The organism is Armatimonadia bacterium (genome assembly GCA_039679385.1).
GTDB lineage: Bacteria > Armatimonadota > Zipacnadia > Zipacnadales > JABUFB01 > JAJFTQ01.
Genome location: JBDKVB010000142.1, coordinates 1 through 17,476, shown reverse-complemented (window position 1 = coordinate 17,476; position 17,476 = coordinate 1). Strand labels below are relative to the sequence as shown.

The window sequence follows — 17,476 nt, the reverse complement described above, 5'->3', positions numbered from 1 at the left end:
CCCTACCACACCCTTGGGCTGGGCAAGTGGGAAGCGCTCGGGATCGACTACCCACTGACCGGCACTCGCCCACCCGACCAGGCGCTCATCTCGCGGCTCGAGGCGGTCGTGCAGCAGGAACTCCGTCACAGGCGGGGAAACCCCTCATCACTGACCGGCGACCAGCAGGGGGACGTGCCGCGGGCGGCCTCTCGCCCCTGAGCGCCTCCCGGGTCGCCCCCGGGAGGCCGCGATGAGAGTGCCCCTGCTCCTGCTTACCACTGTCCTTTTCGGCGCATGCACCGCCTCGGCTCAGCAGACTGCAAGTTGGCGTTTTGACGACTTCGCCACGGGCGACCTCTCGGCCTGGCAGAAGGGTGTCCGGCTGGTCGATGACGCCGACCGGGGCAAGGTGCTTCGCTTCGATGCCCGCTTCGTCGACCCCAAGGCCAGCGAACCCGCCTTCCTGACGCGCACCCTCACTCCGCAGCCCAAGCGTCTCGACGTCCTCGGCGTCCGCTTCTGGGCTCGTGTGACGGCGCCCGGCCTCGACCCCACTGGCGGGTTCAAGGTGCGTCTTCGCACCAGCGACACTGCCTTCACCGACTTCGATGTGCAGGAGCAACTCGGGCGGCCCTTCCCGGTGAATCAGTGGGTACACGTCGAACTCGACACCCTCATCGGCTCCCAGGTCCGGAACATCTGGGGCACCGTGCTCAGCACAGTTCGGGAGATCACCTTCCGCCTCGACGACATCGATACCCAAAACGCCGATCTCTCGCTCCTCCTCGGCGACGTTGAGCTCGTCCTCGCGAACCCACCGGCGACGCAGACCTACCTGCCCACAGTGCACTCTCGCCCGACTCATGCCGGCACTCGCGTGCTGCTGATCAAGCACCGCGCTGCCGGCTACTACCACCTCGAGGAAGCGCTCCGGCAAGTCGACCCTGCAGCCCGCGTCGACACCTACTACTACCGCGGTCTGCATTTCGAGCTCTTCGGCTTCCCGACCAGCCTCGATCAGCTCCTGCAGTATGACCTGATCGTGCTTCTCGACGCCGACCCCTTCATCATGACTCACGAGCAGTGTGCCTGGGTGGCCGATGCCGTGGCCTCGGGGGCAAGCCTGCTCGTCTTCGCCGGCCCTGTCGCACTGACGCACGCCCAGGATTTCCGCGCTCCCCTGAGCGCGGTGCTGCCGGTGACCTTCGAGCCTCGTGCTGCCGACGTGAGCGTGAAGTCGCTGCCCTCTCGGGGACCCCTGCATCCGCTGAACGAGGGGATAGACCCCGCCGGTCTCGGAATCGTCGGCTCGGTGCAGGACCTCAAGCCCAGGCCCGAGACCGACCTTCCCTGGCTTGCCGGGGACCTGCCTCTGGTCATCACCGCTCGGGTCCAGAAGGGCCGTGCGACCGTCGTGAACGCCTGGCCCCAGGTGGACCAGACACCCGAGGGCGGCTTTTTCACTGCTTCACAGTCCTCCGACTTCCTGCGGCGACTGCTCCAGTACTCTCTCGGGCGCGTCCCTCAGCCGCCCCTCCTGCACCTCACCTTGCCACCCCTGACAGTCATCGGCGGCGCCACCGTCTCCTTCCGTGCGTCAGCGCCGGAGGGCGCTGACCTGCGTGCCCGGCTCGATGACAAGGTTGACCTTGCCCGCAAGCCTCTGACCGGCGGAGCCGTCGAGTTCACCCTCCCGGTGCCGGAAACGCAGCAGTCCGAGGAGACGCACCGCCTCCGGGTCGAGACCCTCACTCAGGGCCGCCTGGCCGACTTCCGCGAGTTCACCTTCCAGGCCCAGAACCCGCTGCGGCTCACCGCCCTGTGGGAGCGCGACAAGTACACCTTCGCGCCGGGCAGTCCCGTCGAGCTGACTGCCACGGTCACCGACCGCACCGGCAAGGAAGCTCCTGCCGTCGAACTCGCAGCCACCCTGGAGGACCCGCGAACCCCGTATCGCTGGCAAGTGCCCGCCGTCTCACCGGGGCACTTCGCCGGCACCCTTCCGAACCTGGGCAGCGGCGAGTACCGCCTCGTCGTCACCGCCTCAGCCCAGGGCCGCGTGTTGGTCACCAAGACTTTGCCCTGCTACGTCGTCGACCCGCTCCAGATGGCCGACTTCTACCCCATCATGTCTGTCATCGGCATCAGCGGTGACGGTCACCTGCTCGAGGAGTCAGGGCTTCGCGAGCGCGTGGACGACCTCATCGCCCACGGCTTCAACACCGCCGCCATCACGGGCAGCCGCAACTTCACCGGACCGCAGCCGCCGACCAACAGCCTTCGTCTCTCAGGCTACTCCGAGAGCTACGCCCAGCAGTGCGGGATGGCGACGACCTACGAGTACAGCAGCTTCCAGATGGTCGGGCGCGATGCGAAGACCTCTCCCTGCGTCTTCGACCCGGCCTACCACGCAGCCCTCGATCAGCGTCTCGCTCCGCAGATCGACACGGGTAACCGCACGCCACGCCTGATCACCGCCAAGGTCGTCGATGAGCCGATCGTCGGCCCGGGCAACCTGGACTACTGCGAGCGGTGCAAGCAGGCCTTCCGGGCACGCTACGGCATCGACCTGCGCCCGGTTGCGGAGTATGGCGACAACCCCTATGCCAGGTGGTGCTTCGCCGATTTCCTCGGAGCCTACGTCCAGGAGGGCTACTCGCACAGCGCAGCGATCATGAAGGAGCATGGCGCCCGCTTCGACCTGCTCCTCACCTATATGGCGACCGGACTGGGCTATCAGAAGCCCCTTGGCACCCAGCAGGATGCCCTTGATTGGTCCCGCGAGGTCAAGTGGGCCGACTTCGACGTCTATCCCTACTTCTACCCGGTCTCCCAGAGACTGCGGATGCTCCAGGCGAGCTTCGCCATGACTTCGATGCGCGACGTGTCCCGTGCGCTCTCGATCCCCTGGGGCTTCTACGTCGAGCTCGACGACCGCAACTGGCCCTTCCAAAAGAACCCGAAGGAAGCCAGTGCGGAGTGCGCCTATACGGCAGTCGCCCATGGCGCGGGCTATCTCAACAGCTTCATCAACCAGGTTGTCGGCACGGGTTGTCAGTCGCGACCCGAGCGCTGGGAGGAGGCCGGGAAGGCCTTCCGCACGATCCGCCGTCTGGGGCCGATTCTAAAGCACCTGCCCTCTGCTCCGGCGCCGCTGGCGATCCTGTTCCCCGATTCGCAGCAAGCCATCGCCGACGGGTACCCCACTCCCGACTATGCGCTCCAGTTCCTCCGCGCCGCCTTCGGCGAGTGTGACGTACAGCACGAACAGGTCCTCCTCGAGAACCGCCGGATCGACGCCGGGGGCCTGGTGCTGCTCAAGACCGAGTTCCTCCACGAGGACCTTGTGCCGCTGCTTCAGCAGTGGCTCCGAGCGGGCGGTGTGCTGATCTGCGACCAGCTTCCTTCCCGCACCCACCGCGGCCAGACCATCGACTGGGGCTTCGGCACCAACCTGCGCAGCCAGCCTGATGTGGGCCCGCTGCGCTGGAGCCTTGAGCAGGTCGGCGCGGGTCGGCTGGTCATGATCACCAACGACCTGACCGCCGAGCTCAGAGCCCTGGTCGAGGCGAACCCCCTGAACCCCGAGCCGGTCAGTGCTTACCGCGAAGCCCTGGGCAAGCTACTCTCCTCACCGGGCACAGGCTATGGCCTCACCAGCCGTGTTCGCGTCGACTACCGCGAGACGTCCGAGTCGGTCGACGTGATTGAGGCCGGTCTGCGGGCAACCGATGACGCCTGCCTGGTGACCGTCGTCAATCACCAGCCCCAGGCTCAGACCGTGACCTTGCATCTGTCAGACCTCCCGACCGCGTGGCTCTGCGATGCCGCCTCGATGACCGAGTGTCAGGCGACCCGCGAGGGCCAGGACTGCACGCTTCAGCTTGAGGTCCCCGGTCGCGGCGCACGGATTCTCACCGGCTACCGAGAGCAGCCTGCACGTCTCTCCCTACAGGTGCTCACACCGCAGGTGCGGTCTGGAGCGGAGCTTGCCTACGAAGTGACCGTGCTTGATTCCCAGGGCAAGCCGCTCCCCGGAGGTGTGCTGGTTGAGATCGAGGCCCGCAACCCGACCGGCGAGGTCGTCTCACGCTATGCCTGGCCTTGCGCACCGCAGCAGGGCCGCCAGACCTTCCGGATACCGCTGGCGCTCAACGCTCCCAGCGGACGCTGGACGCTAGCCGCTGTCGCTCCGCAGGTCGGTCTGCGGGCAGAGTCCGCCTTCACGGTGCCCTGACCAGCCGGGAGGTCCGTCAGTCATGCCGGCGAAGGACCCGCCCTGTAGCACGTACCATCGTCGCTCGTCTCATCCTGTGCGCCCCAGGATCGGCGCGACCCGTGTGAGGGACTTCGACTATGCACCGAACGGCTCTGCTCCTGATGCTTGCTGCGTGCTCCCTGAGCCATGCCGACTACTGCCCACCCGATTCGCCGGCTTCCGGTGGCATGAGGGACATCATGCTCGCCTATCTTGAGCCGGGCCACTGGCAGGAAGCCGATTTCCGTCCCTACGTCGGATACCTCGATAAGTCCCGCGGCGACGTCGTCACCGATTGGTTCTACGATTCCTTCCTCTTCCTGATGTTCAGCGGCGCACCCTCCGGAGGCGCCTACTACAGCGGCACAGCGAACCGCGACGACTGGGTCTCCTACCTCGATCTGCTCTTCTCGGCTCAGCACAATCTGGCCGCTCTGGACGCCTGCATCGAGGCGACTGGGCAGAAGCTGGGCGATCCGAACCACACCTGCCCGGTCATCCTCATGATCCCCTACCTGAGCCCGCGTTTGGCCTCCTTCGGCGATGTGGACGGTGACGGCAGGAACGAGGACCCCGCCAACGATGCCGACCGCATCAAGGCCTTCCGCTGGTTCCTGAGCCAGTGCATGGAGCGCTGGCAGGCCCAGTCCTACCGTCACCTGCGCCTCTGGGGCTTCTACTGGATGAACGAGGGCATTCACGAGCGTGAGACCGCGATCCTCAAGACCGTGGCCGCCGACGTCCGAGCCCGAAACCTCGGCTTCCACTGGATCCCCTGGTTCAAGGCGCCCGGCTATGACCGCTGGCGTGACCTCGGCCTCGACTTCGCCATCGTGCAGCCGAACTACGCCTTCATGGGTGTGCCCCGGGGCATGGTCGTCCCCGATGAGGATCGTCTCACCCAGAACGCCAACGCGGCTCGCGAGCACGGCCTCGGCGTGGAGATGGAGCTTGACTACGCCACAGACCGCGACCCCGGGCAGCGTCTCGAGCTACAGCTCTACCTCAACCACGGCGTCGAGGAGCTGGACGGCTACATGAAGGACGCCGTCCGCGCCTACTACCAATCCTATGACTCCATCGCCCGCCTTCACGACAGTCCGCTTCCCGAGTGCAACCGCCTCTACGACGACCTCTACCGCTTCCACAAGGGCACTTACCGCCGTCGTCCGGTGTCCCTGTGCGAGAACGCCAAGGCGGTCACCGGGCCAGCCGTCCGAGACCGTCTTACCGATGGGCTGTGGTGCACGCGTCCCGGCTTTGAGGATCGCGTGGAGTCCCTTCCGGGCGGCACGGAAGTCGAGGTCCGTCTGGACGGCACGCAGATTGTGGGCGATGTGCGCGTGCATCTGGTCGCCCGCGAGGCGTCTTCCCTCAAGCCGCCTTCCTCCGTGCAGGTCTTCCTTCGCCGCGGAATAACCGGCTACACGCTTGCCGCCGAGGTAGCCTGCCCGCGACTGCCGGACATCGGAGGTGGCTCGCAGGCGGGGTTCGTGATTCTCCCCTTTACACCTCAGCGGGCGGACTGGATCAAGGTGGTCCTGAAGGGATCGCCTCAGGATCAGGTCGGCGTGGACGAGATCGTGGTCATGCCCGCTGCCCATCTCCTCTGGGGCGTACCCTATGCCCTGGAGGGACAAGCCGCCACAGACGCCAGAGCTACCGGCGGCGCGGAACTCGTCGACGGTCGCGTTGGCAACTCCCCGGATAGCGCCGGTGCGGTCCACTTCAGCACGGGCAGCGGCAAGGCGGTCTTCGACCTCGACGAGAGCTGGTACCTGTCTTCGGCCCTGGCTCACTACCGGCTTCCAGGCCGCAAACTCGACGCCGCCGAGGAGGCCAGGATTCGCTACCGTGTCACCCTCGAGACGGGCGCTGCAGCAACCCAGACGGGTCCCTGGCAATCCGCGACCCCAGGCGGCGACTGCTGGACTGAGCTGCCCCTGCCCCGAGGCGAGGCACGCCGGGTCACCTTCGAGCTCTCGGGACCGGCCGACGTCGGCTGGGATGAGCTGCAGGTGTGCCGCACACCCAACCTTGCGCAGGAGAAGCCCTACAGCCTGACCCAGCCTTTCAGCTCCAAGTACCCGGACACGGACGGTAGTGAGCTTACCGACGGGCTGCTTACCGAGACGGGCTTCGGAGACGGCCGCACGGTCGGCTGGTACTCGCAGCCGGTCTCCGTGCTCCTGGACCTTCAGCGCGAGCAGAAGATCGACGCGATCCGCCTGCACATGCAGGGAGGCGGCTACGCAGCGGTCAACTACCCCGACGTGATCGAGGCGCGCTGCTCCTCCGACGGCGAGACCTGGCAACTCATGAACCTGGGGCCGGTCCAGCGTGAGGTCACCTATAGCGCCACCACCACCGACGGGCTGAACGAGCTCGCCTGGTTGACCTTGCCCGCAGGCGGGATCAACACACGCTTCCTCCGCCTGAACCTGACCGGCAGCGGCTGGATCATGATCAGCGAGATCCAGGCGGTCTCCGACGGTCGCAACGTCGTTCAGGGCTGCCCCTACCATCTGCTCCCGACGCCCTCCTCAGAAGCCAAGTATGCCGACGACGGCCTCCGGCTCACCGATGGCGACTACACTCGAGAGGGCGGTGGCTGGTCCAAGGCCGTGGGATGGCCAAGCGGTGAGCCCGGCGTGATCGTCGACTTGCTCAAGCCGCAGCAGGTGCGCACGGTCCGCGTTCATTGCCTTGGCGGCGGTCCCGGCGCGGTCTACTTCCCGCCGCGTCTGAGCGTGTCGACCTCTCTCGACGGCAAGGAGTGGACACCCGAGCAGGTCACCACCGAACACCCGGAGGAACCCGGCAACAAGGGGAAGGCCACCTTCATGTCGGTGCAACTGCCGCCCACGGAGGCACGCTTCGTCCGTGTTATCGCCCAGCGCAAGGTCTGGGTCATGCTCGACGAGATCGAGGTCTACGGCCCGTAGGAGTCGGCGCTACCATGCAACCACCCCGAGTACCGGCGGGGCGATCCACGAAAGGTGGAGAGAGACATGCCCGAGGGTGCGGACCACGATGCGGAAAAGTTGCGTGAGATACTCCAGATCGTCAGTGAGAGGGTGCCGGACCTCCTCAACCAACTGCGAGCGACGCTGTTCTCGCCGCAGGCCGGCGAGGATCTGGGCAAGGCCGTCGGCGCCTTCTACAAGGAGCTGCTGGCGAGCGGCATTCCCGAGGAAGACGCCCTGCAGATGGCCAAGGGCTACATGAGCAGCCTCCAGGGAATCGTGCAGACCCTCAAGTCCTGCCAGTGAGGCCGACAGCGTGAGGCGCTTCCCACTGGGGGCCCTGCTCCGGCTTCTGCTGCGGCTGAGCTTGCTCGTGCCTGGGTTCCTGCTGGCACGGCGTCGTGCCGTGCGTAGCTTCCGCCGAGGTCTGGCAAGCTGTGGTGTGCCGCCGCAGGTCGCCAGGGAACTGGCCTCGGCCTTCCCGAGCTTCGATGCCGGGTGGCTGCGAGGGCTCCAGCAGGAGGTCTCCAGCGCCGGCTCTACGAACCTGCCGCCGGAAGCTAAGCTCTCGGCGACGCCGCATCGCAAGGGGTCGCTGCGCCGCAGTCCCCCAACAGAATCAGGTGAAGACTCGTGAGTTTCTCTGACAGACTCCTCCCCGCTCCGGTCGGTGGCGGCTTCTCCATGGAGGGCTACTGGGTGTGGTGCGGTTCAGTCATCCAGGGCGAGGACGGCCGTTTCCACATGTTCGCGGCCCGTTGGCCTCAGTCGCTGCCCTTCTTCAAGGGCTACCTGCGGGCTTCGGAGATCGTGCGGGCCGTCAGCGACGTACCCGAGGGGCCCTACCGGTTCGAGGAGATCGTGCTCCCGGCACGTGGCCCGCGCTACTGGGACGGGATGATGACGCATAACCCTACCATCCACAGGTGGCGCGACAAGTACCTTCTGATGTACATTGGCTCCACTTACCTGGAGCCCGAAGAGTGCTACAATAGCATCCGCATCGGCCTGGCGACGTCCTCCTCAGTCTATGGCCCCTGGGAGCGGCTCGATCACCCAGTGCTCGAGCCTCGACCGGGCAAGTGGGACGGCACCGTGGTGACGAACCCGGCGCCTTGCGTGCTCCCCGATGGCCGGATTCTCCTGGTCTATCGCTCGAACACGCCGCAGGGACTTCGACTGGGTGCCGCGATGGCCGACACTCTCGGCGCTCCCTTTGAGCGGATCAGCGACGACCCGGTGATCTCCTTCGAGGGCGGCCATTTCGTCGAGGACCCCTGCATCTGGCAGACCGGCGATCACTTCGAGATGCTCGCAAAGGACCTCACCGGCATCACCGGCGAGATTGGCGCAGGCATCCATGCGACTTCCGCCGACGGGGTGTCCTGGCAGCTCACAGACAACACGCCGGCCTACTCGCGCCGGATTGTCTGGAGCGACGGCACGCAGACGGTTCAGTCACACCTGGAGCGCCCGCAGCTCTTGCTTAAGGATGAACGGCCGACGCACCTGTTCATGGCGACGGCTTCAGGACCGGACGACCCGGAGTCTTTGCGCACCTGGGCCGTAACACGCACCTGGAACATGGTCATCCCGCTGGAACCCGAGGCCTAGCCCGGCCGGTCTCACTCACTGCCACACAGGACCTTTCGCCCTCCGCGGCGAAAAGGCCCCGTTGTTCATGGGCGCCGGTTGTGCGCCCCAGCGCCGTTCCCGAAATACAGGAGACGAGTCATGCAACGCGTTTGTGTAATCGGATTGGGTCCCATCGGTAACCGCCATGCGGACCTCCACAGAGAGAACCCGCTGGCCGAGCTGGTGGGTGTTTGCGACATCCTCAAGGACCGCGCCGACGCAGCCTCTGAGCGCCTCGGTGTCCCTGCCTTCTACGACGTCCCGACCATGCTCGAGGCCCTAAAGCCCGACCTCTGCAGCGTCGCCACCGGCGGCGAGGAATACGGAAGCGACCACTGCCTTCCCACCTGTCAGGCCCTTGAGGCCGGCTGCCACGTCCTGTGCGAGAAGCCCATCTCCAACGACATCGCCCAGGCCGAGAAGATGGTCGCCACGGCCAAGCGGATGAACCGCTGCTTCGGCATCGACCTGAACCACCGCTTCAATCCCGCACACCGCCTCGCCAAGAAGTGGGTCGAGGAGGGTCGCCTCGGCCACCTGCTCTTCATCAACATGTCCATGTGGATCATGAACCCGCGCGAGTCCTCGCCCTACTTCCAGCTCAAGGCCCTCCACCCGCACACCGTGGATATCATGCGCTACTTCTGCGGCGACGTGGAGGCCGTGCAGTGCTTCGCCACCAAGGCCCCGGGGCGGAAGATCTGGTCCACCGCCCAGTTCAACCTCAAGTTCAAGAACGGTGTCGTCGGCTCCCTCACGGGCAGCTATGACATCATGCGTGGGCACCCCATGGAGCGCTGCGAAGTCGCCGGCACAGGCGGACGCTTCGTCATCGAGGACATCTTCAAGCAGGTGACCCTCTACCCCGCCGGGACGCTGGAGAAGGTCGTCTACACCGAACCCTCCCTCTTCGGCGGAATGCGCGACTTCGTCGACACCTTCCGCGACCGCATCACCACCTTCGTCAAGCAGGTTGACGAGGGCGTTGCGCCGGAGGACATCGACGGGTCCGGCGAGGCAGGACTGGCAGCGCAGAAGGTCCTTGCCGCCGCCATCGAATCCCTGAACACCGAGACCGTCGTCCACATCAAGTAACCACCCATGTGGAGCCGGTGGCACGGTAGCTGCACGATCCACGCCACCGGCTCCCCTTGCCTCACCCTTCTTCGGCACTGTCTTCAGCCTTGCTTTGCCTTCGCTGCTCAGCTCTGCCACCATCTGTTCCCCGGAGGTGCCCTGTATGTCCCCACGGATCCTTGCCCTACTCATGGTGATGCTCACAACGGTCTCCTGTGCCGACGACCTGACCATCCGCGTGCCGCCCGGCGTCACAGCGCTGGGTGATATCGGCATCTACTCCATCTCGTACCAGTCCTATGGTGAACCTGTCGTGCAGATGCCCGAGTCCTGGATGGGCGACTTCGAGGACAAGAGCGGGATCGCCTACCAGCCCAACGACTACCTCCTCGGGCGCTCTGCCATGCTGCTTCACAGCCCCTGGCGCGTCGGCCCCGGCATGGTTTGGGTCGACTACCGCCTCGAGCTGCCGAAGGTCACACCCATCTCGCTGGACTTCGGTATCGCAATGCGTCCCGACGTCGCAGTCCCGGACAAGAGCGACGGAGTAACCTTCAGCGCATACCTCGGCGCGGAGGGTCGAGCTCGCGAGCTGATGCGCCAGTTCCACGACAAGGGCGAATGGCGCGACTACCACTTCGACCTCTCTCCCTGGGCCGGCCAGGAAGTTGTTGTCCGTCTTCAGACCGAACCGGGCCCGAAGAACGACGCCTCCTTCGACTTCTCCTACTTCGGCGCCCCGCGGATCACCGCCGGCTCTGGCGAGACCGCGCGCACGTCGCTGGTCTCTGAGCTCACCTCAACTCGTGCCTATCGCGCAACAGCCGACGTAAGTCTTGCCAGGCTGAGCAACGACCCGAAGCAGGGCGTCCTCCCCTCGAATCTCCTGGACTGCAAGACCACGGTAACCCAGGTGGCAGGAGGCTACGAGTTCACCTATGATGCCGCCGACGGGCACCTCGTCTATCGCTACACGCCCGAGACCGGGACCCTGGATGACTTCACCGTCCGCTTCGACGACGGGCGCAGCTTCAAGCCCGCCACCGGTGGCGGCGTCCGGTTTGTGAGCACCACCGCGGGCAAGCAGGAGATCCTCTCAGCGCGGAGCGCCCGACTGGTGGCGATCAACCTCCTGCCCGGCGGCCTCCTCAAGGCGGTCTGGGAATACGACCTCGGCGCCGACAAGCCGCGTCTGACCTGGCTCTTCGAGATCCGCGGAAAGGCCCTGGCGCTGCAGGTCACCTGCGATGAGCCCGTGGTCAGCGACCTGTCCCTGGGCAACGTCTCCGGAGCCCAGATGCGACGCGCACTGAACGTTCCCTATCTGCCGGGCGGTCCGCTCAGCTACCTTCCCGCAGACAACCTCTTCGTAGGCCGCTACCTGGACTGGACGAGGTCCAACTCCTCGCGTTGTCCGCAGGGCCAGGCCTCCTACGACCCGAAGACTGATGGCACCCGTAACCGCTTGAGTGAGCGCGGCTACATCGCGGTCTCACCCAACATCAGCGAGGTGCTGCCGAACTCCCCGTGGATAGCTTCCTCCTACCTCGACCTTCTCGGCCCGCGAATCATGCTGGACATCTGGGGCCACAACAAGGGCACCTACCAGGGCGATGCCGAGAACCTGCGCGAGCTCAAGGACAACGGCGTCGATCACGTGGCGATCATCAACCACGTCTGGCAGCGCTACGGGTACGACGTCAAGCTCCCCGATCATCTCCCGGCCAATCCGGCTTACGGCGGCGACGAGGGCATGGTCGAGTTCGGGAAGGCCGCCAACGAAGCCGGGTACGTGTGGTCGCTCCACGAGAACTACATCGACCTGTACCCCGATGCACCCTCCTACGATCCCGCGGCCCGCGTCCTGCAAGCAGACGGCTCACCCTCGAAGGCTTGGTACAACGCCGGCACCGGCGTGCAGAGCTTCGGGCTCAAGTGCGACCGCGCCCTGGGCTATGCCAAGCAGAACTCACCCGAGATCCATCGCCGCTTCGCCACCAACGCCGCCTACCTGGACGTGCACACCTGTGTCCCGCCCTGGCATCAACTCGACCACGAGGCGAGCCAGCCGATGGCGGCCATGTGTCGCGCCAAGGTGCTCAACGACGGCGCTCTCTTCGACTTCATGCGCACCAGCCACGGCGGCCCGCTCTTCGGTGAGGGAGCCAACCACTTCTACTGGGCAGGCAAGTGCGACGGCGTTGAGGCCCAGGTGGCCGGCGGTGAGAACCACGTGCCCTTCCTCGACTTCGACCTGCTCAAGATCCATCCGCAGATGGTCAACCACGGCATGGGCTACTACGAGCGCTGGTTCCAGCGCGCTTACGGTCACCGCTTCGGCGTGGACACGGGCACCGTCGAGCAGATCGACAAGTACCGGGCGCAGGAACTCGCCTACGGTCACGCCGGATTCATCGGCGCTGCGCAGGTCAACAACCTCCAGTGGGTCGCCAAGGAACACCATCTCATGCACGCCGTGCAGCGCCTCACCGGCACCGCCAAGCCTGTGCAGATCAGCTACGAGGTCAAAGGCGCCTACGTCAACGCGAGTGTCGCCCTGGCGGTCGACGAACGCTGGCGGCAGAGGATCCAGTATGACAGTGGCCTGACGCTGTGGGTGAACTGGAGCAAGGACCCGTGGACCGTCGAGGGTCGCACGCTGCCTCAGTGGGGCTTCCTCGCCCTTGGTCCCGACACCGAGGTCTGCATGGTCCTGCAGGACGGCAAGTACGCCGACTACGCCCTGTGCCCGGAGTACCTCTTCGCCGACGCACGCACCTCCTTCAACATGCCCTACCTGCGCGGTGCAGTCTCCGTCGAGCCACGCCTCAAGAGCTTCGAGTACCTGGGCGGCGACCGCGTCCGTGTCACCTACGAATGGGTCGTCGGACAGAATCTGGACCGCGACTACCACTGCTTCGTCCACTTCTGCAACACCGAGGGGCCGGGCAGTGAGGGCATCGTCTTCCAGCAGGACCACACTACCCCGAAGCCGACTAGCGAGTGGAAGGCCGGCGAGATCATCACCGACGGCCCCTATGAGGTCACAGTGCCGGCGGACAAGTTCGACACCTATGATCTCCTCATCGGTCTCTTCGACGGAGACCGCCTCTCCCTCAGGGGTCGCGATGCCGGCGGCAGCAAGATCCTACTCGCCCGCCTCAAGCTCACCCGCAAGGACGGAGTGATCACCAAGATCGGGCTTGCCGACGAACCTGAACTCACCGGGGCCGAGGTTCGCCGAGCCGACTTCACCGCGCATCTCAACCAGCCGGGAACCCGCGTCGACTTCGGCCTGGTGGCGACGGACGGCTCCGTGAAGGTCAACCGCGGCGAGAGCTCACTCACCGTCTTCCCCTACCCGCGCGAGAAGCAGTTCAACGTGACGCTGGATGTGGCGAAGCTCTCCGGGGGCGCTGCCGCGGAGGCGAGACTCCAGGTTCGGGCGCTGGCTGCTGGAACGCAGGCCGACCTGGGGACGCTGCCCTTCCAGATGACGAAGGGCCGCCTGAGCTTCCAGGTGGGGATGAAGGGCGCGGGGAGATACGTCGTGTCGTGGTAGAGGTTAGCCCGTGGAAAGAACTGGGCCGGACGAGGGTCGGCGCTTCTGCGCTGTCCTCGTCCGGCCCTTTTGTGTTCTCGGTGTCCTGCGATGGCGCTCAGTGCCGGCCGTAGGTGCGCGCTGTCTCGATCATGGTGTGCAGGTTCTCGACGGGCGTGTCGCGGCCACACTGATCGCCGGTGGAGAGGATGAAGCGTCCACCCTCGGCCGCGTCATCGATGGCCTTGCGCGAGGCCGCTGCGACGGTCTCGGGCGTTCCTCGCAGCATCACCTCGGTGGTGTGCAGGTTCCCCTTCAGCGTGATCTTGTGCCCGTAGAGCCGCTTGAGCTCCGCCAGGTCACAGTCACCCATGGGCGGAATCTCGAGCGGGTCGATCACGGTCAGGTTCGTCTCCTCGGCCATGATCTTAACCAGCTCGCGCTCCGGTCCGCAGGAGTGGATGTGGGTCATCATCCCGTGCTCAGTGGCCAGCTCAACGACCCGCTTCACGGCGGGCAGAGCCAGTTGGCGCAGGATCTCGACCGTCTGAAAGACCAGCGTGCCCGAGCCGCCCACACACAGGAAGTCGGGCTTCACGTCCATGGACATGATCTGCCCAAAGCGCCTCTCTCCCGCCTCGATGCGGTCCTTGGCCCACTGCTCATGCTGGTCGGGGTTGTCGTAGTAGCGGTAGATCGCCTCGGGGCTCCCAAGGGCGCAGGTGCCGATCACGGGCACGCCGACCAGCCCCTGGTCGCCCATCCTCTCCTTGACCCGCTTGAAGCCTTCCGGGCTGGTGTCGACGGGCTTGACTCCCTCCAGCGGTTCGAAACGCTCTGGCTCCGGTGGCAGGCCCAGGCGCTCCACCGGCACATTCCGCGTCGGTGAGTCGGCCACGTAGTACACATCCACCACGGGCAGCCAGATCCGCTTGCCGTTCTCGCGTCGGCAGCTCTGCGTGATGATCCGCTCAGCGCTGCGGTAGATGATGTACCGTTCCCAGGGTGGGCCACTGGGCTGATCCTCCGGGAAGACGAGTGGAGCGTACCCGTCCATCAGCGAGTCGATATTGAAGTGCTTGGCGCACGCGATGTACGCCTCCCAGATGGGCGGGTCGTTGTACAGGTACAGGTCCCAGAAGGGCTTGCCTGTCAGCCGCGCCGGAATCATGTTTGAGAAGTCCGGCGCCACCGGGACACAGTCGGGGATACCTCCCCGCAGAACGGTCAGCAGCCTCTCACGAGATGTCATCAGCTTCCTCCTGCTTCGGTATCCGGCAGCCACGCCTCCACACGGCCGGCCCGAATCGCGAGACCGCTACTTCGCCGCCGAGACCCATGCCGCCTTCACGCTTGACCATCCCTATCCCCTTGTGTACTGTTGCTCTGACGCGGACGCAGGGCATCACCAGCTCCTCGGAGGAATCCAGATGCGCATAGACGGCCCGCTGGACACTAACCTCCTCAGGGCGTTCAGCTACGTCCTCCTGACGATCCTGAGCGCTGTCTCGACAGTCCCTGCCCTGGCTCAGCAAGCTCCGGCAGGCCTCTCTCCCCGAGCGATCGGTACCGACTTCGTCACTCGCAAGGGCTCGCGCCTCTTCCTCGGCGACACAGAGTACCGTGCCCTTGGCGTGAATATCCCGCACCTGCACCAGGCCTACTTCGGCACCTGGTTCCACATCAAGCAGATCTACAGGACGCCGGAGGCCGCCAAACAGGCAATGGTCGATGCGATCCTCGACGCGGAGCGCAGTGGCCTGGCCTTCATCCGCTTCTTCGCCAATCCGGGCTATCCTCGCGACATCGACCTTCTCTACGCCAAAGACCCGGAGCAGTACTGGAAGCTCATGGACGAGCTCTTCAACCTGTGCCGCGCCCACCATATCCGCCTCGTTCCCTCGCTGAACACGATTCCCGGCTGGCACCAGTACTACGGCGAGGTCGGGCAGGCGATCCTGGACCCGAACTCACGCACCCACCAGGCGGTATATCAGTACCTGCGCGACTTCGTCACCCGCTACAAGGACGATCCGGTCATCCTGATGTGGGAGCTGACCAACGAGGGCATGCTCAAGGCCGACGTGGATATGCAGGGGCGTCCACAGCTTCCGCGAGGCGTCTACTCGGAAGGCGCCGAGGTCCGCGAGACCGGCGTGCGTGAGGACAGCCTGACCTGGTCGATGATGCTCCAGCTCTACAAGGACCAGGCCACCCTCATCAAGAGCCTCGATCCCAACCACCTCGTCACCAGCGGCGATTCGCACGTGCGGCCCGAGTGCACCAGTCGCCGCGAGACCTTCCCGGACTTCAAGTACCGCACCGACACACTCCGCGAGTGGATGGCGAACAACCTGGCCTCGCAGCCCGAGCCGCTTGACGTCTTCAGCTTCCATGTCTACGGCAGCTCCACGCCACCAACCGCTCCCCCGAACTGGGGCCTGGACATCCTGAGCCTGCTGCGCTCGCAGGCCCGCGTCGTTCACGCGACGAATAGCCCCTTGTTCGTCGGCGAGCTCGGCCAGGATACCCCGTCCTTCCAGGACGACCCGCAGGCCGAGTGGACGCGCTCCTGCATCGACCTGATCGAGCAGGAGGGTATCTCGCTCGCCGCCCTGTGGGTGTGGCACTTCCCCTGGCAGCCCGACCGCACGCTCACCAGTCAGACGCACCCGCTTCTCGTCGAGCGGGCAGCGCAGTTCAACCGGGCCCACGGAGCGCTCGAGCCTTAGCGCGGACAGGCCCCTTCGAATCAACCACCCGGTAACTCACACTCACGCTGAAGGAGATGCGCCCGGTGACTACCCCTCATTCCGACCAGATCACACAAGGTCCCTTCGAGCCAACCTGGGACTCCCTGCGCCAGTACCAGTGCCCTGACTGGTTCCGCGACGCCAAGTTCGGTATCTGGGCCCACTGGGGACCCCAATGCGTCCCCATGGTAGGCGACTGGTACGCACGCAAGATGTACCAGCCCAACGAGGCCATCTACCACCATCACTGGCGCGTCTATGGGCACCCCTCGAAGGTCGGCTACAAGGATATCCTCACCCAGTGGAAGGCCGAGAGGTTCGATCCCGAGGGTCTCATGGACCTCTACGCCGCTGCCGGGGCCAAGTACTTCGTCGCCCAGGCCGCCCACCATGACAACTTCGACAACTGGGACTCGCAGCACAACCGATGGAACGCCACGAAGGTCGGGCCATGCCGCAACATCGTCGCCCTCTGGCAGGAGGCGGCTCGCAAGCGCAACCTGCGCTTCGGCCTCTCCGAGCACTTGGGCGCCACCTTCTCCTGGATGCGTTTCAACAAGTACGCCGACGAGACCGGTCCCTATGCCGGCGTGCCCTATGATGGCAATGACCCCGACTATGAGGACCTCTACCTCCCCAATCAGGGCGAGGGCGGCGACTGGTACACCTCGAACCCCTGGTGGCACGAGCGCTGGTTCTTGCGCATCAAAGACCTCATCGACCAGCACCAGCCCGATCTGCTCTACTCCGACGGCGGCGTGCCCTTCGACGAGGTCGGGCTGAGCATCATCGCACACCTGTACAACACCAGCGCCGGCCTGCACGGTGGCGTCAACGAGGCCGTCTACAACCAGAAGAACACCGACCAGCAGGTCTACCGCGTGGGCGTCCTCGACATCGAGCGCGGACAGGTGGGCGACGTCGCCGAGCAGCCCTGGCAGACCGACACCTGCGTCGGCGGCTGGTTCTACGACAGCCGCCGCATCTACAAGACTCCGGCTCACGTAATCCAGATGCTCGTCGACATCATCAGCAAGAACGGCAATCTCCTGCTGAACCTCCCGCAGCTTCCCGACGGCACTCTTGATGACGAGTGCCGCTGGATCCTCAAGGTCCTCGCCGACTGGTTCGCTGCTAGTGCCGAAGGAGTGTATGCCACGAGGCCCTGGAAGATCGCCTCGGAGGGCCAGACCGAAAAGGACTCCGGCGCCTTCAAGGAGACCCCCGTGGAGTGGACGCCGGCCGACTACCGCTTCACCTGCAA

At 65.4% G+C, this 17,476-nt stretch carries 11 protein-coding genes; 10 read left to right on the top strand and 1 reads right to left on the bottom strand.

Annotated elements, in window-relative coordinates; translation table 11 throughout:
- From ABFE16_16255 to ABFE16_16220, 8 genes are all read left to right on the top strand, one after another.
- Positions 1-201, top strand: a 201-nt coding sequence (locus ABFE16_16255; GenBank protein ID MEN6346857.1) for a hypothetical protein, incomplete at its 5' end; no start/stop codon positions are given.
- 31 nt (positions 202-232) lie between these two features.
- The gene (locus ABFE16_16250; GenBank protein MEN6346856.1) at positions 233-4,219 is read left to right on the top strand and encodes a hypothetical protein; all 3,987 of its coding nucleotides are present in this window, start codon (positions 233-235) and stop codon (positions 4,217-4,219) included.
- Between the two features lie 119 nt (positions 4,220-4,338).
- The gene (locus ABFE16_16245) at positions 4,339-7,185 is read left to right on the top strand and encodes a DUF4855 domain-containing protein (GenBank protein ID MEN6346855.1); all 2,847 of its coding nucleotides are present in this window, start codon (positions 4,339-4,341) and stop codon (positions 7,183-7,185) included.
- A 66-nt stretch (positions 7,186-7,251) separates the two neighbouring features.
- The gene (locus tag ABFE16_16240; protein ID MEN6346854.1) at positions 7,252-7,512 is read left to right on the top strand and encodes a hypothetical protein; all 261 of its coding nucleotides are present in this window, start codon (positions 7,252-7,254) and stop codon (positions 7,510-7,512) included.
- A gap of 10 nt (positions 7,513-7,522) precedes the next feature.
- Positions 7,523-7,843 carry a hypothetical protein gene (locus tag ABFE16_16235; protein ID MEN6346853.1) on the top strand — a complete coding sequence of 107 codons (321 nt, stop codon included), beginning with the start codon at positions 7,523-7,525 and terminating at the stop codon, positions 7,841-7,843.
- On the top strand, positions 7,840-8,820 hold the full coding sequence (locus ABFE16_16230) for a glycoside hydrolase family protein (GenBank protein ID MEN6346852.1): 981 nt from the start codon (positions 7,840-7,842) through the stop codon (positions 8,818-8,820). Before ABFE16_16235 ends, ABFE16_16230 begins: the two co-directional genes overlap by 4 nt.
- Before the next feature lie 120 nt (positions 8,821-8,940).
- On the top strand, positions 8,941-9,936 hold the full coding sequence (locus ABFE16_16225) for a Gfo/Idh/MocA family oxidoreductase (GenBank protein MEN6346851.1): 996 nt from the start codon (positions 8,941-8,943) through the stop codon (positions 9,934-9,936).
- A 145-nt stretch (positions 9,937-10,081) separates the two neighbouring features.
- The gene (locus tag ABFE16_16220) at positions 10,082-13,480 is read left to right on the top strand and encodes a DUF5696 domain-containing protein (protein MEN6346850.1); all 3,399 of its coding nucleotides are present in this window, start codon (positions 10,082-10,084) and stop codon (positions 13,478-13,480) included.
- Positions 13,481-13,577: 97 nt separating this feature from the next.
- On the opposite strand, the gene ABFE16_16215 is transcribed toward ABFE16_16220, so the two are convergent.
- Positions 13,578-14,711: a uroporphyrinogen decarboxylase family protein gene (locus ABFE16_16215; GenBank protein ID MEN6346849.1), complete on the bottom strand. Its 1,134-nt coding sequence runs from the start codon at positions 14,709-14,711 to the stop codon at positions 13,578-13,580.
- A gap of 178 nt (positions 14,712-14,889) precedes the next feature.
- Between ABFE16_16215 and ABFE16_16210 the strand changes: the two genes are divergently transcribed.
- Both ABFE16_16210 and ABFE16_16205 read left to right on the top strand, forming a co-directional pair.
- Positions 14,890-16,191 carry a cellulase family glycosylhydrolase gene (locus tag ABFE16_16210; GenBank protein ID MEN6346848.1) on the top strand — a complete coding sequence of 434 codons (1,302 nt, stop codon included), beginning with the start codon at positions 14,890-14,892 and terminating at the stop codon, positions 16,189-16,191.
- A 65-nt stretch (positions 16,192-16,256) separates the two neighbouring features.
- Positions 16,257-17,476: alpha-L-fucosidase (locus ABFE16_16205; protein ID MEN6346847.1), on the top strand; the 1,220-nt coding region annotated here is incomplete at its 3' end.